The following is a 21,882-nucleotide window of genomic DNA, read 5'->3' on the forward strand; positions in this document are numbered from 1 at the left end:
TTTTATGCTGTCAATCTTGCGCTTTGCTACAAATAACTAAAAGTTCTTGGTAGTTTTTAACAATATCTCCGTTAAAGATAAAGCTTCCGGCCACTAAAAAATCAGCCCCAGCCGCAACTACATTCCTGGCAGTCTGTAAATTAATCCCCCCATCAACTCCTAGAAAAATTTTTCGGTTTGCCCTATCAATCATTTCCCTGACTTTTTTTATTTTGTTAATTTGACTTGGAATAAAACTTTGTCCTCCAAAACCAGGGTTAACCGACATAATTAATATTAAATCTAGAAGTTCCATAAGATATTCCAAATTATCAGGCAACGTTGCAGGGTTTAAAGCAAGCCCCGTTTTTTTTTCAAAACTTCTAATTTTTTGCAAAAGCCGGTGTGGATGTTTAGTGCTCTCCCAGTGCACCGTAATAAAATCCGCTCCGGCGTCGACAAACGGTTCAATTAATAATTCAGGTTTTTCCACCATTAAATGGACATCAAAAATTAATTTAGTTTTGGAACGTAAACTTTTAACTACCGGCGGACCAAAAGTCAAATTAGGAACAAAGTGACCATCCATAATGTCGAGGTGTAAATACTTTACACCGCTTTGTTCTAGCTGTTTAATGACCAATTCCAAGTTACTAAAGTCAGCATTTAAAATTGAGGGTGCAATTTCAATTGGCAAACTAATAACTCCTTTCCCGTTGAGATATTTCTTCTAAAAAGGCTTTGTAATTTTCATAGCGAAAGGAGGGAATTTCCCCTTTATGTATAAGCTCTCGAATTCGGCATTCCGGTTCTTTTACATGTAAACAATCGGGATAATGACAGAAGATACGGTTTTCTTTAATTTCAGGAAAATAATTTTGCAAATCTTTTTTATCAATTTCAGGCAAATTTAAATTACTAAAACCAGGAGTATCCGCTAAAAATCCACCCAAGGGAAGTTTTATTAATTCAACGTGTCTTGTAGTATGTCTCCCTCGTCCAATTTTTGGACTTACTTCACCAGTGACCAACTTTGCTCCAGGCACAAGTCTATTAACTAAAGTGCTTTTCCCAACTCCGGAAGGTCCAGCTAAAACGGATATTTTGTGCTTTAAATAATTCATTAAGTGGTCAATACCTATTTCAGCATGAGCTGAAATTGCTACTGTTTTGGGTAAGATTCGCCGATAATATTCAAAGAGTTGTTGACTTTCTAAGACAGCTAAATCACTTTTATTAAACACTAAGACCACGTCCAAGTCTGCAGCTCCTGCCATGACTAACAAGCGATCGATTAATTCAGAATTAGGAGAAGGATTAGCAAAAGAAAACACCAGTAAAACCTGATCAACATTAGCAATAGGAGGTCTTATTAGTTCATTTTTTCTAGGAAGTAAGCTTTCAATTACCCCTTCAGAATCAGGAATGAGTACCGAGATAACAACCCGGTCTCCTGTTAAAATTTTAATATTATCTTTTTTAAATTTTCCTCTAGCTTTACACCTATAAATTATCTTTCCGGTATCAACATAATAAAACCCTGCATAATTTTTTATCACTAATCCTTCCAACGACGTTAGTTTACCTCCTTTTCCTCAATAACTATTTCGTCTAAATAAACTTTTATTTTTCCTTTTCCATAATAAAATACTTCTTTTTCAAGGACTGTACCGGGTTCTTCACTGTCATTGGCATACGCAATTACTTCCGAGGGTCTTACATCTTTTACAACTATCTTTACCGAATGTTTATTGCCATCATTGGGTATTTCTAAAGTAACTAATACTGATTTTCTAACTGGTCCAGGCCCTCTAGATACGGTCACCTTGATTTTTGAACCTTCCTCCACCAAGCTTCCTGGAGAAGGTGCCTGGGAAACAATTTGGCCAGCGAAATAATCAATACTATCCACTTCTTTAATAGAATCGTCAAGGACTAATTTTGACTGTTGTAAAGCCTTTCTAGCCTCTTCGATTTGCTTACCTAATAAATCCGGTACCGTAACCCAGGCTGGTTTTGCGCCTTTACTTAAAATGAGTTTGATTTTAGAGCCTTTTTCTATCTCGGTGTTTGGTTCCGGATCCTGTTCAATTACAGTTCCAGCCGGCAACCGTTCATCATATATTTCGCTAATTTCTCCCACTGCTAAACCAGCATTTTCTAACGCCACCCGGGCATCTTCAATACTTTTTTCGCGTACATCTGGAACCAATACTATTTCTTTACCTTTACTTACAACTAAGTAAATTGGTCGAACTACCTTAACCCTTTCCCCGGGCATAGGATCGATAGAAATTACTTTATCTTTAGGAATGGTATCATGGTAGGTAGAAGAAATATTTATATTTTGAAATCCTAGTTCGACTAACTTTTGTTTAGCCTCAATAATTCCAAGCCCCCGAACATCCGGTACGGTAGCTTCCTTGACATTTAAGTAATTATAAAGAAAATAAACCAAAACACCAACTACGGCAAATATTAAAACCGCTATGGCCAATATACCTACCGGTTTTAACTTTTTTTTACTCCTAGCGTCTGATAACTGGTTTTTATCTAAAATGATAGTCATCGTATGGTCATCTTCACTATCCTCTTGAGGCAAGTCTAACCTTTTTAAAACAGCAATTAATTCATAAGCAGAATTAAACCTTTGTTCCGGCTTTTTGCTTAATAATTTTAAAATAATCCGGTCAATTTCAGAAGGTATTTTTTTATTAAAATATGAGGGGGGTTGGGGTAAATCATTGATTTGTTTCAAGGCTACCGCTATCGGTGAATCCCCTGTAAAAGGTAGTCTTTTCGCAACCAATTCGTAAAAAACAACTCCTAGAGAATAGAGGTCAGAAGCAAAGGTTAAACTTTCTCCTTTAGCTTGCTCCGGAGATAAATAATGAACCGAACCCATGATTTCTTTAGAGTTATTTATAGTAGATGAACTTACATTTCCAGCAATGCCAAAGTCTGTTAATTTCGCAATTCCTTCCGGGGTAATGATAATATTTTGGGGTTTAACGTCCCGGTGTAAAATGCCGTGTTGGTGAGCATGACCTAAAGCCAAGGCTACTTGTAAAATAATGCGGACGCTTTCTCTTAAACCTAAAGGTTTATCTTTAATAATATCTTTTAAATTTCTTCCTTCGACATATTCCATTACTAAAAAGTAAGTATCATTTTCCTTTCCTACATCGTAAATATTGACAATATTGGGATGGGAAAGGCTGGCTAGCGCTTTAGCCTCTCGGTTAAATCTTTCTACAAACTCTTCATCACTAGTAAATTCGGGGCGAAGAATTTTTATAGTAACATAGCGGTTTAAAAGTAAATCCTGGCCTTTATAAACAACCGCCATTCCCCCGCCACCTAAAGGTTCAATAATTTTATACCTACCGGCTAATATTCTGCCGATCATTTCTCCACCTCTCTCCCATCGTCATAACGGGCAAGAACTACCGTAATATTATCCCGGGAACCTTTAGCTAAAGTTCCCGAAATTAGCTCCTCAGCCAGTTGCTCCAAATCTTCTGTACCGTTTTTTTCAATAATTGCCTCGATTTCTGTTTCGCTTATCCCATCTAATAAACCGTCAGTACAAAAAAGATAAAGGTCGTTTGCTTGTACTTTAAATTTCACAATGTCTACTTCATTATTTGCTCCATCTAAGGCTTTTATGAGAAGATGCCGGTAGGGATGAGAAATAGCATCTTTTTCCGTTAAAATCCCTTGCGAAACCATTTTTGCTACGTAAGTATGATCTTGGGTAAGCCTTGTTAGTTTATTAGCCCTAAAAACATAAGCACGGCTATCACCTATATGACCAATAAAAAGATAAGCATTACGTAGCATACCTAAGGTCAATGTAGTACCCATTTCTTTCAAGTCAGCATCTATATTTTGTTTTTCTTTAATCTTTCTATTAATAATTTGAAAAACTTGTTGAATCTCTTTCTCTGGATCAGTAATATCAGCAACAGAAGTACTTAAAAAATAGTCAGCAACAACTTTTACTGCTAATTGACTGGCAATCGCCCCACCGGTATGGCCCCCCATACCATCAGCAACTGCCCAGATAGCATTATTTTCATCAATATAATAAGCATCTTCATTTTGGGCACGCACCGGCCCTTTAACAGATCTCCCAATGATTTTCATTGTTACACCCCAAAATATTTTGCTTTTAACTGCCCACAAGCTCCTTCAATTTCATCGCCTAATTCCCGGCGAACAGTCACAGGTATTGCTGCTTTCTTTAAAATTTCTTTAAACTTTTCTATTTTTTCGTCACTGGAAGTTTTAAAATTTTGTCCACCAATTTTATTGTAAGGGATTAAATTTACATGAACAAGCTTTCCTTTTAATAAAGTAGCAAGCTTTAAGGCATAATTTGGAGAATCATTAACACCTTCAATGAGGGCATATTCAAAGCTTACCCTTCTACCAGTTTTCTCAATAAAATACCAGGCAGCGCTTAAAAGCTCCTCTAAACCCCAACGTTTATTAATCGGCAAAAGTTCATTCCTCAAACTATCTTCTGGAGCATGGAGCGAGATCGCTAAAGTAACTGGTAAATTTTCCTCGGCAAGCTGTCTTATTTTAGGAACAATCCCACACGTCGAAACCGTAATTTTACGAAAACTAATATTAAAGTTGTCTTTTTCATTGACCCTTTTAATAAATTTAACTACTTCCTCATAATTATCAAGCGGTTCGCCGCTTCCCATTAAAACGATCCGGTTAATTTTTTCTTGGCTGTCCTTTTGCAGTAACAAAAGTTGTTCTAACATTTCACCCGACGTTAAATTTCGGGAAAACCCCCCAAGGCCAGTAGCACAAAATTTACACCCCATTTTGCAACCAACCTGGGTAGAAACACAAAGGGTATTTCCATACCGGTATTTAAGTAAAACCGCCTCTATCCCCATACCGTCTTTTAATTTTAATAAGTATTTAATACTTTGACCGTCCCGTGAACTTTTGCGATGAATTACTTTCGCCGAGGGTAAAAGAAAATATTCAGCTAATTTCTCTCTTAATTTGCTGGGAAGGTTTGTCATCTTATTAAAATCCAGTTCCCCTTTTTTAAAAATCCATTCATTCAGTTGTTTTAAACGAAAAGGTTTTTCTTGATTAAGTGCAAGCCAGCTCATTATATCATCTACCGAAGTTTCCAGAAATACTTTCATCAAATCCCCGCCTTATTTAAGCTTTAAAAGTTTTGCTCCAAAAAACCCATCTCCTAATTCTCCTGGAAGCATTCGAACATAAAACTCTTTACTTATAACTCCTAAATTATAAAAAAGTTCCGGTGGCTTTATTAAAGTAAAGTTAGAATGACGTTTGAAAAAGTTTTCAATAACCCCTTCGTTTTCTTCATATTCAAGACTGCAGGTTGAATAAACTATTATTCCTCCAGGGGGTAAAAGCATTGCTAAATGCGTTAAAATTTCCAACTGATATTGAGAAAGTTTTATTATCTCATCAGGACTTTTTTGCCAGCGGGCATCGGGGCGCCGGGCCAGTACACCAGTTCCTGAACACGGTACATCTGCTAAAATCCAGTCTATTCGATTTTCTTCCGGTAGCCGCAATTTTGTAGCATCAGCGGTTGCACACCGAATAATTTCTACTCCTAGCCGGCGAGCATTTTCTTCCACAAGCTTAATTCTATGGGAATGAAGGTCAAAGGCATATATTACACCCTGATTTTGCATAAGCTGTGCTAAATGGGTTGTTTTTCCTCCTGGTGCGGCACAGGCATCGATGCCTACAGAATTTGGCTCAGGATTAACCAAATAAGCAATTAATATTGATCCGATATCCTGAATGTAAAACAAGCCTTCGTTAAAACCTGGAAGCTCGGTAACCCCTATTCTGTCCAAAATAATGATAGCTTCTGGGACGAAAGGCAAACTTTTAAAATTAATCCCTTTTTCAGTTAAAAGTTTTCCATAAGCTTTGGGAGCTACTTTTAACGTATTAATTCTAAGAGCTAAATTCGGGTGGCCATTATTGTACTTTAATATCTCTTCAGTCCTGGAATAACCAAATTGTTTAAGCCAGCGCTCAACCATCCATTCAGGGTGAGAATAAGTTATTGCTAAATATTTTACCGAATCCTCTGAAGTAACTTTAATAATTTCATCTTTATTCCGCAAGAAATTTCGCAAAACTCCATTAACCAGCCCACTAAATTCCCGATAATTTTTCTTAACCGCCTCAACGGTTTCATTAATAGCCGCATAGGTTGGCACTTTATCCAAAAAGTATAACTGATATAAACCAACCCGCAGGGCATTTACGACAAAAGGCGGAAGTTTACTCCTTTTCTTTAGGAGTTTCTCCGCCATATAATCCAAAAACATTATTTGCTTGATAACCCCATAGGTAAGCTCTAAGACAAAGTCCCGATCTTCTTTTTTAGGAAGTTTCTTAATTACCTTTGGCAGTAATAAGTTAGCATAAGAATGATTTTTTTCCACCTCTACAAGGATTTTAATAACCAGTTCTCTTAAATTCACCAAACGCACCTACCAAACTAATTGGTTTATATAAGAATAAAGTTTATCCAATTCTACCAATGTTTCAAAGCAAGGTCCTTTCGGTCGAAGATTAAGAAGGCCAACCGCCGGTACAGAAATATCATTAATACCTAAAAACAAATCCCACTCGCAAGCAACTGCAAGCACTACTTCGGGTTTGATCTTCTGAACAATGCGTCTAGCCGCAGTGCCTCCAGCAGCTACAGCGATATTTAGCCTTTTAAACCGGGCAAAAGCTTTTAAAATACCTATAGGGCAACGTTGACATTCCCGACAATTTCCCATATCATAAGTAATTTTATAAAGACAATCAGCTTTCTGTAAACAATGGGGGAGCAACACCAACACTTTTTCCGGCGCAAAAGGCCCTTCTTTTAAAGTCGCTTGATTTACTAAAGCAACAAATTTTTGTATATCTTTTTTTACATCAAGTTTTAAAAAGGATTTTAGAAATATTTTGTGTTTATAAAAGTTAATCATTTTTTATCCCCAACTTAGACTTGAAAAGGTTTCGCCCTTTACCGGTTTGTAGCCATTTAAAAAGCTTTCCCAGGTCATTTTTCTACTACCTTCTGGCTGAACTTCTAGGATTTGCAGTATATTTTCACCGGTAGCAACTTGAAGTCCCTTTATCCGGTCGGCAAAGATAATTTCGCCCGGTGTAAAAACTTGTTTGTTTTGAAAAATTTTTGCTTTCCAAATTTTAAGCTTTCTGCCGCGAAAAACCGTAAAGCCACCAGGTATAGGGTTTAACGCTCGTATCTGGTTATAAATTTTTTCCGCTGGTAAGTACCAGTTGATGATTTCGTCTTCTTTTTTAAGGGGCGGAGCATATGTTGCAATTCGGTGGTCTTGAGGTATGCGGGGAAGCTGTCCCACCTCTAGTTGTTTTAAGGCTTCAAGTATTAAGTCCGCCCCTAACGTTGCTAGAATTTCCCGCAGTTCTCCCCCGGTGATTTCTGGTTCAATTGAAACTTTTTCCTGTAAGGCAATATCACCGGTGTCAAGCCCTTCATTCATATACATTATAGTAACTCCTGTCTCTTTTTCTCCAGCCATTAAGCATCTTTCAATAGGTGCCGCACCCCGGTAAAAAGGAAGAAGGGAGGCATGAATATTTAAGCAACCATAGGGAGGAAGTGCCAAAATCTCTTTAGGCAAAAGCTTTCCATAGGCTGCAACAACAATAACGTCCGGTTTTGTACTGGCAATTTCCTGAGCTACTTCAGCGGTAAGCCTTAAAGGTTCTATAACTTTTAATTCGTGCTTTTTTGCAAAAAGTTTAACCGGAGAGGAAGTTAGCTTTTTTCCCCTTCCAGCTATAGTATCCGGCTTAGTAACTACCAGGACTATTTCATGCTGTATAGCTAGCTTTTCTAAAGGCTTTACTGCAAACTCCGGGGTTCCCATGTAAACAACCCGCATTTAACGTCCCTTCCTTATAATATTATCCGCTTTTTCGACAAATAAAATGCCATTTAAATGATCAATTTCGTGTTGAAACGCCCGCGCTAATAAACCTTCGGCCGAAATAATAATTTCCTCACCGTGCCGGTTTAAACCCTTAACTGTAACTTTCTGGGAACGCACTACTTCTCCCTGTACCCCCGGAATACTAAGGCAACCTTCCACATCCTTTTCTTCGCCAGAAAAAGCCACAATCTCAGGATTAATTAACTCTATTAAACCTTCGCCCACATCTACCACTATTGCTCTTTTACTAACCCCAATTTGCGGTGCCGCAAGGCCAACCCCATCGTAAGCATACATCGTATCTGCCATATTTTCTAAAAGCTTTATTACATTTGGAGTAATCTCTTTTATTGGTTTGGCTATTTCTTTTAAAACAGGATCACCAATTTCCACCACTTTGTAAACCGCCACTCTTTTGCCTCCTTTAAAAAAAGATTTGTGGACTTAAATCAAGGGCTAAAGTTAATTTAGAGTAAAAACTTGTGGTTTTAAACTCCAAAACCACATTCTTTAATACCTCCCGGGCAATATTACCTTTATTTCCCTTTATTAAAATATGATAACGGTAGTTTCGTTTTAACTTATAATAGGGAGCTGATGCCGGCCCTATTATTTCGATATTGGCTTTTAATCGTTCACTGTTAAATTTCAATAAATCTGCAAAACATTTTGCCCCTTCTAAAATCAGTTGCTCATCCCTTCCAGCAATAATTATCCTAAATATCTTGTTAAAAGGGGGATAGCCCGCCAGTTTTCGATTAAAGAGCTCTTTTAACGCGTATTGCTGATAATTACCATCTTTTACTGCTTTTAAAACATAATTTTCCGGATTAAAGGTTTGGATTACCACTTCTCCCGGAACAATTCCCCTCCCGGCTCTTCCAGCTACCTGGGTTAGGAGATTAAAACTTCTTTCTCCTGCACGAAAATCCGGTAAATTTAAGCTTTGATCGGCATTTAATACCCCAACTAGAGTTAAATCGGGAAAGTCGAAACCTTTCGCAAGCATCTGCGTTCCAACTAAAATATCCACTTCTTTTCTCTTCATCGCTAAAATTATTTTTTCATAACTATCTTTACCTTTCATTGTATCATAATCTACTCTTAAAATACGAGCTTGATACAAACGCTGTAATTCTTCTTCAACCCTTTCCGTTCCATAACCGTACAAATCAAGAGAATTTTCTTGGCAAACGGGACATTTCCGGGTGGCAACAATTTTTTTACCACAATAATGACACTGAAAATTCTTTTCCTCCTTATGATAAGTAACTGCCACATCACAATCCGGGCATCGGTAAAAATAGCCACAACTTCGACACATAATGGTAGGAGCAAAACCCCGACGGTTTAAAAATAAAAATACCTGTTCACCTTTAACTAGCCGTTCTTCAATTTTTTGGTTTAAAGTTCTACTGATAATTCCCGTATTACCTTCCTTGGCCTCTTTAAACATATCAACTATAAATATTTTAGGACTGGGGCGATTTTGATAACGTTTTTCCAAACGATAATATTTAATGGCCCCGGATAAAACAGCTGCATATGTTTCCAAGGATGGAGTCGCTGTTCCAAGCAAAAGCGGTACTCCTAACCTTTTGGCCCGCCAGTACACTACTTCCCGCACATGATATTTAGGTGATTCTTCTTGTTTATAACTTAATTCGTGTTCCTCATCAAGGATAATCAGTCCTAATTTTATAAAAGGTAAAAAAGCAGCCGATCGGGGGCCTAGCACCAAAACCGGTTTCCCTTGCCTCACTTCATGCCAAACAAAAAACTTTTCCCTTGAATTTAAGCGGCTATGGTAAACTAAAGTGTGATCAGGGAAATATTTTTTTACTCTCGCAACCATTTGGGTGGTAATTCCAATTTCAGGCAGTAAAAACAAAACTTGCTTTCCCTGTTTAATAACATCTCCGGCTAATTTTAAGTAAATCTCCGTTTTACCGCTACCCGTAACCCCGTGTAATAACCCAACAAAATCTTTTCCCAAATCGTGAACAATTCTCCGATAAACACTGCTTTGGCTATCCGAAAGCACTATCTCTGGTGGAGCAGGTAACTTCTTTTCTATGACAGTAAGCAATCCTTCAGCAATTAATTTTCGTACCCTAACGGAGTTTTTCAGCCAGCCACTTTTTTCTTTTAGTAAATTTGCGAGCGCTTTATCGTTTTTTAAACACTTGCTTTTCTCAACTTTTTGTTTTAAACGGTGTTCGTCAACCACTGCACATAATACTTCAGAAGGTAGGTAGATTTTTTCTGGAGAAGATACTAAATTTAATGCTTCCGTTATCGAACATAAATAATATTCGGAAACCCATTTTATAAGCTCAACTAATTCAGGGGTAAGCCATAAATCTTTCGGTAGAATTTCTAGAATAGGTTTAACTTCCCCTTGATAAGTATTTTCTGTTGAGAGCGAAAAGATAAAACCTTCCTCAATACGGTTATTAAAATTTATTTTAACCCTAGCCCCAATGGAAATTTCATTGGCTTCATAAGGTATTTTATAGGTATAAAGCAGGTCCAAGTACCGGGAAGGTCGCAATAAAGCAACCTGGGCATAGGTAGCCATAAACTACCCCCTTAAAATAATTAAAAACGAAAAAGGTTTAACCTTTTTCGTTTTGTTTATTTAGGTACATTTCACCAATTAATTGGGCAAGTTTTTGGGCAACAATCTTTTTACTTTCGCGGGAAAAAAATATTTTTCTTCCATCTCTGGTAAATACCAATAATTCATTTTCCTCGGAATCAAAGCCCACATCAGATCTTGAAACATCATTGGCAGCAATTAAATCTAAATTTTTTTCAATAAGTTTTTGTCTAGCATAATTTTCAAGATCATGAGTTTGGGCAGCAAAGCCTACTAAAAACTTTCGTCCTTTCCGTTGCCCCAAAGATTTTAAAATATCTTTGGTTTTGACAAAGTCAATAGATGTAGAATTTTCCTTGGGTAATTTTTGTTGGTAGGTAACTTTAGGCCTAAAATCAGCCACTGCTGCTGCCATAACGACAATATGAACTTGTTCAAAAAGTCCCTCGACCTTATTTGCCATTTCCTCCGTAGTTTCCACAGGAATATAGGTAATTCCAAAAGGCGGCTTTATGCTAACAGGCCCAGAAACCAAATATACTTCGGCCCCTAAATCCCTAAAAGCTTGGGCAAGGGCAAAGCCCATTTTTCCAGAACTTTTGTTTGTAATAAATCTTACCGGATCAATATATTCTCGTGTCGGCCCAGCAGTAACCAGCACCTTTACTCCTGTCAACAATTTATCGCTTAGAATTTTTTCTACCTCTGCAATAATTTGCTGCACCTCTGGAAGTCTCCCCGGGCCTTCATGACCGCAAGCCAGATTCCCTGAATCTGGCTCTAAAAGAAAAAAACCATGTCCTTTTAAGCGGTTTAGATTATCCTGCACAATCGAATTTTGGTACATTCGCGTATTCATAGCAGGACAAAGCAAAACCGGACAATTTTTGGCAGCAACAATAGTAGTTAATAAATCGTCCGCAATCCCTGCGGCAATTTTACCAATAATATTGGCTGTAGCAGGAGCAATTATAATTAAGTCAGCTTCATCGGTTAGTTTTATGTGAAGAATTGGTTCCTCTTCGGTAAAGGTTTCTTTTAAGACTTTGTTACCAGTAACGGTAGCCAGGGAAAGGGGAGTTACGAAATTTTCTGCGCCAGCAGTTAATACTGGATACACTTCATATCCTTTTTTAGTTAATCCCCGGGCTAACTCTACCGTTTTGTAAGCGGCTATGCCCCCCGTAATACCCAAAATTATTTTGCCAGAAGCCACTAATTGCTCCCCCTTATTTATTTTGGGACTTAATACGCTGATAAGTAATTAGATCATTGCCAATTTCATGCAAGGCAATAGTCACCGCTTTATTTGAAACATGCTTCATCTTGCTCGCTTCCCCGGCGGTAATTTGTCTAGCCCTTTTAGCAGTAGCCACTACTAAAGTATAACGGCTATCAGCCTTTTGCATTAAAATATCCAGTGAAGGTTGATTCATCGTTTTAAACTCCCTCCTTCTAATAAAACTTTATAATTAACTCTTTTCGGTCTTAATTTCTCTGCAATGATCACCGCTTCTAAACTTTTTACAGCTGCGTCAATATCATCATTTAAAATTAAATAATCATACCAGTCACAATTAGCAATTTCCTCGCGAGCCATCTTCATCCGTTTAGCAATAATTTCCTCGCGGTCAGTTCCTCTTTTACGTAACCTTTCCTCAAGGATCGCTATAGAAGGAGGTAAAATAAAAACAAAAATCCCTTCGGGATAACTCTTTTTTACTTGTCTTGCACCTTTAATATCAATTTCCAGAATAACGTCCTGGCCCCGAGCTAATGCTTCAAAAACTGGTTTTTTGGGAGTCCCGTAATAATTGCCATAAACATCTGCCCATTCCAAAAATTCTTTATTGGAAATCATTTGCTCAAATTTAGCACGATCAATAAAATAATAATGGACACCCTCGATTTCTCCTACTCTTTTTTCCCGGGTAGTTGCTGAAATGGAATAAAAAAGATTGGGATTTCTCTTCCGGATTTCCTGACATATTGTACCTTTTCCTGCACCAGAAGGCCCGGAAACTACCAACAACATTCCTTTCTGCATAGTTTCTCCTTCTCTGTTAAAAGTTTTCCTCTTGACTTTCTTTGTTGGTGAGTCGATGAGCAACCGTTTCCGGCTGGACTGCCGATAAAATCACATGGTCACTATCCATTATAATAACCGCCCGGGTTCTGCGGCCATAAGTTGCATCGATTAACATTCCCTTGTCCCTAGCTTCGGAAATTATCCGTTTTATGGGAGCCGATTCTGGACTTACTATAGAAATGATGCGATTAGCCGATACTATATTACCAAATCCAATGTTAATAAACTTAATTTCCACGAATTTCCCTCCTTTACTCTATATTTTGAACTTGTTCTCTAATTTTTTCAAGCTCGCTTTTTAAAATTACTACTTTTTCCGATATAAAAAGGTCATTAGCTTTGGAACCAATTGTATTGGTTTCCCTAAACATTTCTTGAATAATAAAATCCAGCTTTTTCCCAACCGGTCCCGGATCGTTTAAAACGCTCAGAAAAGCGGTAAGGTGGCTTTTTAAACGGGTAATCTCTTCGTCAATACTAACTTTATCGGTATACAAAAGTACTTCCTGTAATATCCTCTCTTCAGGAATATCAATTGTCCCCCAGTCCTTTAATTTTTTTAAAAGCTTTTCTCGATATTCTTTTGGAAGTTCCGGGGCACGTAATTCTAACTCGGAAACTATGTTTTTAATAAAACTTATCTTTACCTCTAAATCCTCTTTTAAACGACTACCTTCTTCCCAACGCATAGCTACAAATTTCCCTAAAGCTTCATTTAAGGGAACCAAAAAATAATTCCAGAGAAGCTCTTCGTCAACTTCCGGTTCGGTTATTTTAAAGATATCTGGTAACATTAAAAGATCCTCAATTTCAATTTCTGAATTTAGCCCCAGAGCTTCGCCAATTTTTTTTAACTCGTTATAATATTCATAAACAAGATTCACATCAAGCTTTACATTTTTGCTTAATGCCTCTTCAACTGTGACAAAAAGATCCACCTTACCTCTAAAAACTTTAGCCTGAACAACTTTTTTGATTTTTTCTTCAAGAAAAAAATAACGCCGGGGGAGTTTAATATTTATTTCAAGATATTTATGGTTTACTCCCCTGAGTTCTACCAAAATGCGGCCAAACTCGGAAATACTTTCGGCTCGGCCATACCCAGTCATACTTTGCATCCAAAACATCCCCTACTCTAAATTTGTAAGAAATTTTGCCAAGCGGTCTAATCCTTCTTTTATATCTTCTAGACTCAAAGCATAGGATAGGCGGACAAAACGGTCATCCCCAAAGGCAATTCCCGGAACCATAGCTACCATGTAATACTCTAACATAATTTGGGCAAAATCGGTACTAGAATTTATCATCCGCCCTAAATGTTTTTTCCCAAAATATTGGTCTATTTGAGGAAAGATGTAAAAAGCACCTTCCGGTTTAATAACTTTGAGATTTAATTCCTGGAGTCTAGCTAATACATAATCCCGGCGTTTTTTAAATTCTTTAACCATCTGTTCTACCTTTTCATCTTCAGCATTTAAGGCAGCTAACGCCCCCCACTGGGCAAAAGAAGTAGGATTAGAAGTCTGGTGACTTTGTAACTCAATTAGTTTAGAAGCATAATTACTTGCAGTAGCCACATAACCCAAACGCCAACCAGTCATGCTGTGGCTTTTGGAAAAACCATTGACAATAAAGGTCTTTTCTTTTAACTCTGGATTAGCAGTTACAAAACTTTCTGGCTTTGCGTTAAAATAAATTCGCTCATAAATTTCATCGGCAATGACATATATATCCGTGTTTTTTATAACCTGCCCAATTTTCTTTAACTCAGCAAAAGAATAAACAACTCCCGTAGGATTTGAAGGAGAATTTAAAATAATTGCCTTGGTCTTTGGAGTAAAAAAATCCTTTAACTTATCTGGTCTAAGTTTAAAGTTTTCTTCTGTAGGAACGAAAACCGGGATTCCACCCGCCAATTTTACCTGTTCAACATAACTTACCCAGTAGGGAACGGGAATTAAAACTTCATCCCCAGGGTTTAAAAGAATTTGAAAAATATTATAAAGACCATGTTTGGCGCCACAAGTTACCACTACTTCTTTTTCTTCATATTTTAAACCGGTTCGCTTGGTCACATATTCAGCTATTTTTTCCCTAAGCTCTGAAATCCCTCCCACCGGAGTATACTTAGTTTTCCCCTGTTTTAAGGCATTAATTGCCGCCTCTTTTATATATTCCGGTGTATCGAAATCAGGCTCCCCAACCCCAAAATTTATCACTTTTTCCCCTTTATTTATAAGCTCTTTTGCCTTTTTATCAATTGCTAAAGTTGGAGACTCCCCAATTAGTTTGGCGCGCTCTGAAAACATCAATCTCACCCCTTGAATTTTTCATGAAAAAAGTCCACTCCCTCAAAACCGAGGGATGGACATTAAAAACTAAAATTCTACTTTACCTAAATGTTGCTCTATTCTTTTTAACGCTTCAATTAATCTTTCTGTTGCTAGAGTTAAAGAAATTCTAAAATAACCTTCCCCGGCGGTTCCATAACCATTTCCGGGAGTTACCACTACTCCAGCTTTTTCAATTAAATATTCAGCAAAGCTAGCTGAGGTAAATCCTTTGGGAACTGGCGCCCAGATATAAAAAGTACCTTTTGGTTTTTGTAAATTCCACCCCAATTTATTTAAGGTGTCAATTACTAAATCCCGTCTCTTGGCATAAAGTTCACAAAGTTCGCCAACCACATCTTGGGGGCCTTCCAAAGCTTTAATACCGGCATATTGAATAGCTTGAAATACTCCGGAATCAATATTAGACTTTAGCCGACCCAAAGCATCAATCGCTTTAGCATTCCCTACAGCCCAACCAATCCGCCAGCCAGTCATATTGTATGTTTTAGACAGAGAATGAAATTCTATAGCTACATCTTTCGCCCCTCTTACTTCTAAAAAGCTTGGTGCCCGATAACCATCAAAAGTAATTTCCGAATACGCAGCATCATGGCAAATTAACACCTCATATTTTTTAGCAAAGAAAACCGCTTTTTCAAAAAACTCGAGATTGGCAACTGCCCCGGTAGGATTATTGGGATAGTTTAAAAACATTAATTTAGCTTTGCGGAAAACCTCTTCCGAAATACTTTCTAAATCAGGTAAAAACCCCTTTTTAGGGTCTAAAGGCATTTTAAATGTGGTACCACCAGCTAATATAGTACCACCCTCATATACCGGATATCCTGGATCCGGAACCAAGACCACATCCCCAGGATCAACATAACACCAGGAAATATGAGCAATTCCCTCTTTGGAACCTAAAAGCGATACTACTTCGGTTTTAGGATTTAATTCCACTCCAAATCTTCTTTGATACCAGGAAGCTACCGCCTGACGATAGGAAAGCATTCCTACTGAAGAAGGATATTGATGGTTTTCAGGATTTTGGGCAGCCTGGTAAAGTTCTTCAATTATGTGCTGAGGAGTTGGTTGATCAGGATCGCCAATTCCCAGGCTTATAACATCAACACCCGCTTCTTTTTTTTCGGCAATTAATTTTTCAATACGAGCAAATAAATAAGGTGGTAAATTTCTAACTCGTGTTGCTTCTAGCATTTGGCATCTCCTTTCCCAAATTTATATCTATTAGCAAGAAATTATAAATAATATTCTCCCCGAAATACTATCTCAGCCGGGCCAGTCATATATACACTTTCACCAAAGTTCCAGTTAATAAATAAACTTCCACCGGGCAATATTACCTCTACCGCTTCTGTTAAATGACCTAAAATTCGACCAGCCACCACCACTGCCGAAGCCCCTGTCCCGCAAGCCAGAGTTGCTCCAGCTCCGCGCTCCCATACTAAGACTTTAACTTTTTTTGAATTTTCTATTTCCACAAATTCTACATTGGTTTTACGGGGGAATAAGGGATGTGTTTCAATTGCCGGGCCTATTTTTTCTAATTCTATTTTAGCCAAAGAATCAACAAAAATCACCGCATGGGGATTCCCCATCGATACCGCAGTAAAATAAAACTTCTGCCCCAATACTTCTATGGGTATATTAACCGGCTCTTCTTCTACCGCAACCGGTATTTCTTGTGGTTTTAAAATTGGTCGGCCCATGTCTACCCGCACTAAGTTATTTTCTAGAACCTCAGGTTTAATAATTCCGGCTAAAGTCTCGACAGCTAAACTCCTTTTTGTCGGCTTATATTTTTCAACGTAATAGCGGGCAACACACCGGATAGCATTACCACACATTTCCGCCTCGCTACCATCGGAATTAATAATTCTCATCCTAAAATCAGCTTTAGACGATGGAAGCAACAACACTAAACCATCAGCACCAATTCCAAAACGCCGGTCACAAATTTTTCGCCCTAATTCCGGGAGACTTTGGTTGGCTAAGCTAGGATTTGTAATTTCATCCACTACCACAAAATCATTGCCCAAACCATGCATTTTCAAAAACTCCATTTTAAACCTCCCTAAAAAAACCATTTTTTTTATAATAATTTTTTTATAATTATTCGTCAACCTCGCTAATTTAAGAAAAACTGTATACTTGCCAAAAAATAATTTTATGATTACGATAAATGGGGAGGTATTTAAATGAATTATCTACTCTTAAAAGCTGTTGTGGAAGAATTAGCGCAAAACTTAACAGGGCACCGCGTAGACCAAATATTCTATTTAGATAAACTTTCAATTTTGCTAAACTTTTTTCACCCAAAATTTGGAGAAAGTTACCTTTATCTTTCAGCGAGTAACGACTTCGCAGCAATTTTTATCACCGAAAGTTCCCTTTTTGCTTCCAAAATGACCACTCCCTTTTTAAACTCATGTCAAAATTTCCTATTAGGAAAAAGGCTTTTTAAAATTGAAGTTCCACCTTGGGAACGAAATGTTTGTCTAGAATTTTTAGATCCCAAAACCGCAGAAAAAGTGTATTTATTTCTTGAAATTATGGGGAAACACAGTAACCTTTTACTGGTAAATCAAGACTTTATTATCGTTGATGCTATTAAGCGTTATGGCGAAAACCAAAGCCGGTACCGGGAAGTACTACCAGGAAAACCGTATATTCCTCCGCCAAAGCCTGAAGCCTTTCTCCTTAATAATTTAACGTTAGAAACTTTTTTAAGACTTTTTATCCAAAGCCCCAATTTAACCCTGGGAGATTTTTTTAAAAGACATATCATTGGTCTAGGTACCTTTTTACTTAAAGAAGTTTTTTTTCTTACAAATTTAAAGGCGGATACACCCTGTAAAGAACTGAGCACCCAGCAAATTGAGGAACTTTATGCAACATTGATATCTTTAGTAAACAAAAATCCCATGCCAGTTTTATATTTCAATGATAACATTCCCTTTTACCCGGCACCCTTTGAACTTAAATCCTTAAAAGATTTTGTAAAACAGCCCGGCTCGCCTTGTGAGGTAAGTGCTCAATACTATTTATACCATCGTTATCGGCGTGAGTTTGATAGCCTTACGCTTACCTTAAAAAATGCCATTAATAAAAAACTAAAAAACCTTCAAGAACGAATAGTTGAATTAAAGGCTAAAATAAAAGAATATGAAAATGCTCAAGAATTTAAAAATTTTGGCGACTTGCTCTTAGCTTTTCAGCACCAAGTCGCAAAGGGTAGTTCTAGGGTAAAGCTTCAAAATTGGGACGGAACGCCAATTGAGATTTCCTTAGATCCGGCAAAATCACCCATAGAAAACGCCGAACTTTTTTATAAAAAGTATCAAAAAGCAAAAAAAGGGCTTAACATAGCCCAGACCCAATTACAGATAACCCAAGAAGAACTTGAATATTATAAAACCCTACAATTTCAAGTGGAAGATGCTCGAAGCTTAGAAGACTTAGAAGAAATTAAACAAGAATTAGGTATAGATAATAACCCTAAAAGCAAAAAGCTTAAAAAAACTCCACCCAATTTTTTAACCTTTACTACATCTAATGGAAATAAAGTTTATGTGGGCAAAAACAATTGGCAAAATGATTATTTAACATTTAAAGTAGCTAAAGATAATGACCTCTGGTTTCATGCTAAAAATATTCCTGGAGCTCACGTCATTTTAAAATGCGAAAAAGTTCCTGATGAACAGTCAATCCTTGAAGCTGCAGTAATTGCCGCTACTTTTAGCCGCGCCCGCTTTGGTAAAAAAATACCGGTAGATTATACCTTGCGCAAGTACGTCCATAAACCAGTTGGGGCAAAACCAGGTTTTGTCATCTACCAGCATGAAAAAACAATTTTTGTTGACCCTAATTTAAAGCTACTTCAAACACGACTTCCCGGTTTTACCACCGGTAAACCCTGAGCACATAGGGGACAATTTTCAGGAGCATACGTTTTAACTTTAATCGTTAATAAAGACTCAAAAGGTACACCAAAGTCCACAGTTCCACCGCTACGGTCTACCAGGGAAGCAACTGCTACAACCTCTCCCCCTAAGCTTTTTATTAATTCGATTACTTCCCTGGTAGAACCCCCGGTAGTTACCACATCTTCTACTACTATAACTTTTTCGCCAGGTTTTATGGTAAAACCTCTTCTTAGCCGCATCATGCCGTCCTCCCGTTCGGCAAACAAAGCTTTCAACTTTAATACTCTTGCCATTTCATAGGCCAGGATTATGCCGCCAATTGCCGGCCCAATTACAAGATCCGCTTTTATTTTGCTAGAATTTAATTTTTCCGCAAGGATCTCACATAATTTTTGCGAAATTTCCGGTTCAACTGTTAGTAAAGCACATTGGAAATATTTATCACTATGTAAGCCCGAAGATAATTTAAAATGTCCTTCTAATAACGCTTTTTTTTCGAGAAATAAGTTATAAATGTCCATTTAGCCCACCTGCCATTTCCTCCAAGTATTTTTTAGCAGCAATTTTTCGGTTCATTGCTGCCACAATTGGCCTACCAACTACTAAATAATCTGCCCCAAGTTCTAAAGCTCTTTTGGGGGTTACAACCCTTTTTTGATCAAAATTTCCATCTTCCAAACGTCGAATTCCAGGAGTTACCGTGATAAAATCCTGCCCACATAGTTTTTTTATAAAAGACGCTTCTAAGGCTGAAGCTACCACACCATCTAAACCCGCATCTTTGGCCTCCTTGGCTAAAAGAGAAACTAAATGCGAAAGCTCAATTTTTAAACCGATTTGCTCTAAAGCCTTTTGGTTCATGCTCGTAAGAACAGTAACCCCAAGAATAATAGGAACTTTACAATTTTTCTTTAAAGCTTCATTTTTTACCCTATACGCCGCCCTTAGCATTTCCTGCCCCCCAAGGGCATGGACATTAACCATATCAATTCCCAGATTAATTAAATTTTTTAGCGCCCGGGAAACCGTATTGGGAATATCATGAAGCTTTAAGTCCAGAAATACCTTTAAGCCTAAATTTTTGAGGTCATCAATTAACCTTGGCCCTTCGCGGTAAAAAAGTTCCATCCCAACTTTAAAGAAGTTAACGGTGTCTTTTAGTTCCTCCACAACTTCCAAAGCCTGAATCCTATCAGGGACGTCTAAAGCCACAATTAATTTTTCATTCATCCTTCTCCCCCCCGATGAACAATCCCGGTTAATTCAGAAATATTTCCTAACGCTGAATCCTTCACGTAAAGCTCTAATTGTTCAACTAACCGCGGCAAAAACCCAGGATCAACGAGATTTTGACTTCCAACTTGAACAGCAGTCGCCCCGGCCATAATAAATTCCAGCGCCGCATCTAAACTATCAATACCTCCCACTCCAATTATGGGAATGGAAACAGCTTTAAAGCAATCATAAACCATTTTTATCGCCATAGGACGAATAGCAGGGCCGGATACACCACCATAAAAATTACCCAAAAGCGGTTTTTTGTTCTTAACATCAATTACCATACCGGTAAAAGTATTGATTAAAGTTAAAGCATCGGCTCCAGCATTTTCGGAAGCTTTAGCAAAAATAGTAATGTCCGTTACGTTTGGAGTAAGCTTAACAATGATGGGCTTTCGGTAAATTTTTCTAACCGCAGAAACAATTTGTTTAAGTGCTTCCAAATCTGTACCAAAAGCCATGCCACCTTTTTTGACGTTTGGACAGGAAACATTTAGTTCTAAAGCTTTTATTTCCTCAAATTTTTGCGCCTCATTGGCTAAAAATACAAATTCTTCTACACTTTCACCGGCAATGTTTAAAATTAATACCTCATGTAAGGCTTTGATTTGGGGTAAAATTTTTTCACGAAAATATTCCCATCCTGGATTGGCAAGTCCAATAGAATTAATAAGCCCGGACGAAAGTTCAAAAACTCTAGGAGGAACATTGCCAAGCCGGGGATTTTTGGTAATAGTTTTTACCACCAATGCCCCTAATTTTTTTAAATCAAAAAAATCTTTAAACTCCAATCCAAATCCAAAAGTTCCCGAAGCTGGCATCACAGGATTTTTTAAGGTAAGTTCTCCAATGTTAACCATAAGACTCATAAAACCACATCCTTAAAATTAAATACAGGTCCATCCTGACAAACTTTTTTGTAAATTATCCCATCTTTATTTTTTAGTTGAACCGCACAACCCAAGCAGGCCCCAAAACCACATGCCATATAGCTTTCTAAGGAAACTTCAATTAACCCTGGAAAGTCTTTGAGAATTGGTTTTACAGCCTTTAACATCCCCATGGGTCCGCAAAGGTAAATTTGGTCATAAGCCATAATTTCTTTAGTTAAAAGCCCGTCTCGAACTGACCCTCGATTTCCCAAGCCCGGCTCTTCACAATACACTTCCATCTCCTTTTTAAATTTACTATAGATTTCAGCAATAAACTGCCGAGCATTTCTTACGCCGTAGAGAAAGCTTACTTTTCCTCCATCTTCAATTATTCTCTTGGCAAGAAAATTTAAAGGAGCTACTCCAATACCACCGGCAATAAGAAGACTTTTCCCAGGCCTCCTGGTAAAACCCCGGCCTAAAGGTAAGAGCATACTAATTTCTTGGCCAGGATTTATCTCTCCCAGAGCTTTTGTTCCCCTACCAACCACTTTTACATAAAAAGTTACCATGCCCGTTTTTATATCTAAATCAGCAAAGCTAAAGGGGCGCCTCAAATAAACCCCTTTAGCTTCAACTTTGAGCATGGCAAAACTTCCAGGATCGATAAAAGCTAAAATTTTTTCCGAAAGGTAGACTTTTAGTTTAAAAATTTCCTCGGTTATAAACTGTTTATCCACCACTACACCTTTTAAATCCTGCATAAGCTCTCT

23 protein-coding genes are annotated in these 21,882 nt (G+C 37.7%); 1 reads left to right on the forward strand and 22 read right to left on the reverse strand.

Translation table 11 applies throughout. The annotated features are described in order from the left end of the window. Positions 1–10 precede the first annotated feature (10 nt). The 18 genes from rpe to dapF all read right to left on the reverse strand — a co-directional run bounded on the left by rpe (position 11) and on the right by dapF (position 17,096). Positions 11–670, reverse strand: a complete 660-nt coding sequence (gene rpe / locus cpu_RS11450; RefSeq protein WP_200800691.1) for a ribulose-phosphate 3-epimerase — start codon at positions 668–670, stop codon at positions 11–13. A gap of 7 nt (positions 671–677) precedes the next feature. Beyond that, positions 678–1,550 carry a ribosome small subunit-dependent GTPase A gene (gene rsgA, locus cpu_RS11455; RefSeq protein WP_075860106.1) on the reverse strand — a complete coding sequence of 291 codons (873 nt, stop codon included), beginning with the start codon at positions 1,548–1,550 and terminating at the stop codon, positions 678–680. Positions 1,551–1,555: 5 nt separating this feature from the next. Further along, on the reverse strand, positions 1,556–3,388 hold the full coding sequence (locus cpu_RS11460) for a protein kinase domain-containing protein (protein ID WP_075860107.1): 1,833 nt from the start codon (positions 3,386–3,388) through the stop codon (positions 1,556–1,558). Beyond that, on the reverse strand, positions 3,385–4,128 hold the full coding sequence (locus cpu_RS11465; protein WP_075860108.1) for a PP2C family protein-serine/threonine phosphatase: 744 nt from the start codon (positions 4,126–4,128) through the stop codon (positions 3,385–3,387). Before cpu_RS11465 ends, cpu_RS11460 begins: the two co-directional genes overlap by 4 nt. Before the next feature lie 2 nt (positions 4,129–4,130). Beyond that, entirely contained in the window at positions 4,131–5,159 is a 1,029-nt protein-coding gene (gene rlmN, locus cpu_RS11470) for a dual-specificity RNA methyltransferase RlmN (protein WP_075860109.1), read from the reverse strand. Between the two features lie 12 nt (positions 5,160–5,171). Further along, positions 5,172–6,494 carry a 16S rRNA (cytosine(967)-C(5))-methyltransferase RsmB gene (rsmB, locus tag cpu_RS11475; RefSeq protein WP_159434010.1) on the reverse strand — a complete coding sequence of 441 codons (1,323 nt, stop codon included), beginning with the start codon at positions 6,492–6,494 and terminating at the stop codon, positions 5,172–5,174. 9 nt (positions 6,495–6,503) lie between these two features. Further along, entirely contained in the window at positions 6,504–6,995 is a 492-nt protein-coding gene (locus cpu_RS11480; protein WP_075860111.1) for a DUF116 domain-containing protein, read from the reverse strand. A gap of 3 nt (positions 6,996–6,998) precedes the next feature. Beyond that, on the reverse strand, positions 6,999–7,940 hold the full coding sequence (fmt, locus tag cpu_RS11485; RefSeq protein ID WP_075860112.1) for a methionyl-tRNA formyltransferase: 942 nt from the start codon (positions 7,938–7,940) through the stop codon (positions 6,999–7,001). After that, a complete protein-coding gene (gene def, locus cpu_RS11490) occupies positions 7,941–8,399 on the reverse strand; it encodes a peptide deformylase (RefSeq protein ID WP_075860113.1) in 459 nt (152 codons plus the stop codon). It lies immediately after the preceding gene. Positions 8,400–8,412: 13 nt separating this feature from the next. Next, the gene (priA, locus tag cpu_RS11495) at positions 8,413–10,569 is read right to left on the reverse strand and encodes a replication restart helicase PriA (RefSeq protein ID WP_075860114.1); all 2,157 of its coding nucleotides are present in this window, start codon (positions 10,567–10,569) and stop codon (positions 8,413–8,415) included. A 37-nt stretch (positions 10,570–10,606) separates the two neighbouring features. Beyond that, the gene (gene coaBC, locus cpu_RS11500; RefSeq protein ID WP_077177327.1) at positions 10,607–11,806 is read right to left on the reverse strand and encodes a bifunctional phosphopantothenoylcysteine decarboxylase/phosphopantothenate--cysteine ligase CoaBC; all 1,200 of its coding nucleotides are present in this window, start codon (positions 11,804–11,806) and stop codon (positions 10,607–10,609) included. Positions 11,807–11,819: 13 nt separating this feature from the next. Further along, positions 11,820–12,026, reverse strand: coding sequence for a DNA-directed RNA polymerase subunit omega (gene rpoZ, locus cpu_RS11505; RefSeq protein ID WP_075860116.1), 207 nt, complete (start codon positions 12,024–12,026; stop codon positions 11,820–11,822). Beyond that, a complete protein-coding gene (gene gmk, locus cpu_RS11510) occupies positions 12,023–12,637 on the reverse strand; it encodes a guanylate kinase (RefSeq protein ID WP_075860117.1) in 615 nt (204 codons plus the stop codon). The genes rpoZ and gmk overlap by 4 nt, the downstream gene beginning before the upstream one ends. A 16-nt stretch (positions 12,638–12,653) precedes the next feature. Beyond that, positions 12,654–12,917 carry an extracellular matrix/biofilm regulator RemA gene (gene remA, locus cpu_RS11515; protein WP_075860118.1) on the reverse strand — a complete coding sequence of 88 codons (264 nt, stop codon included), beginning with the start codon at positions 12,915–12,917 and terminating at the stop codon, positions 12,654–12,656. Positions 12,918–12,930: 13 nt separating this feature from the next. Then, positions 12,931–13,797 (reverse strand): YicC/YloC family endoribonuclease, encoded by an 867-nt coding sequence (locus cpu_RS11520; RefSeq protein ID WP_075860119.1) that lies wholly within the window; start codon positions 13,795–13,797, stop codon positions 12,931–12,933. A gap of 12 nt (positions 13,798–13,809) precedes the next feature. Beyond that, entirely contained in the window at positions 13,810–14,988 is a 1,179-nt protein-coding gene (locus cpu_RS11525) for a pyridoxal phosphate-dependent aminotransferase (RefSeq protein WP_075860120.1), read from the reverse strand. 69 nt (positions 14,989–15,057) lie between these two features. Continuing rightward, a complete protein-coding gene (locus cpu_RS11530; protein ID WP_075860121.1) occupies positions 15,058–16,230 on the reverse strand; it encodes an LL-diaminopimelate aminotransferase in 1,173 nt (390 codons plus the stop codon). A 41-nt stretch (positions 16,231–16,271) separates the two neighbouring features. Further along, positions 16,272–17,096 (reverse strand): diaminopimelate epimerase, encoded by an 825-nt coding sequence (dapF, locus tag cpu_RS11535; RefSeq protein ID WP_075860122.1) that lies wholly within the window; start codon positions 17,094–17,096, stop codon positions 16,272–16,274. A gap of 135 nt (positions 17,097–17,231) precedes the next feature. On the opposite strand from dapF, the gene cpu_RS11540 reads away from it, so the two are divergent. Next, positions 17,232–18,953, forward strand: a complete 1,722-nt coding sequence (locus cpu_RS11540; protein WP_075860123.1) for an Rqc2 family fibronectin-binding protein — start codon at positions 17,232–17,234, stop codon at positions 18,951–18,953. Here the strand turns inward: cpu_RS11540 and pyrE are convergent. Genes pyrE through cpu_RS11560 form a run of 4 tightly spaced genes read right to left on the reverse strand, consistent with a single transcriptional unit; the run spans position 18,914 to position 21,873 of the window. Continuing rightward, the gene (pyrE, locus tag cpu_RS11545; protein ID WP_075860124.1) at positions 18,914–19,480 is read right to left on the reverse strand and encodes an orotate phosphoribosyltransferase; all 567 of its coding nucleotides are present in this window, start codon (positions 19,478–19,480) and stop codon (positions 18,914–18,916) included. The genes cpu_RS11540 and pyrE overlap by 40 nt on opposite strands. After that, a complete protein-coding gene (gene pyrF, locus cpu_RS11550; protein WP_075860125.1) occupies positions 19,467–20,189 on the reverse strand; it encodes an orotidine-5'-phosphate decarboxylase in 723 nt (240 codons plus the stop codon). The genes pyrE and pyrF overlap by 14 nt, the downstream gene beginning before the upstream one ends. Then, positions 20,186–21,106 carry a dihydroorotate dehydrogenase gene (locus cpu_RS11555; RefSeq protein WP_075860127.1) on the reverse strand — a complete coding sequence of 307 codons (921 nt, stop codon included), beginning with the start codon at positions 21,104–21,106 and terminating at the stop codon, positions 20,186–20,188. The genes pyrF and cpu_RS11555 overlap by 4 nt, the downstream gene beginning before the upstream one ends. Beyond that, a complete protein-coding gene (locus cpu_RS11560; protein WP_075860128.1) occupies positions 21,103–21,873 on the reverse strand; it encodes a dihydroorotate dehydrogenase electron transfer subunit in 771 nt (256 codons plus the stop codon). The genes cpu_RS11555 and cpu_RS11560 overlap by 4 nt, the downstream gene beginning before the upstream one ends. Between the last annotated feature and the right edge of the window lie 9 nt (positions 21,874–21,882).

Source organism: Carboxydothermus pertinax, from assembly GCF_001950255.1.
GTDB classification, from domain to species: Bacteria; Bacillota; Z-2901; order Carboxydothermales; family Carboxydothermaceae; genus Carboxydothermus; species Carboxydothermus pertinax.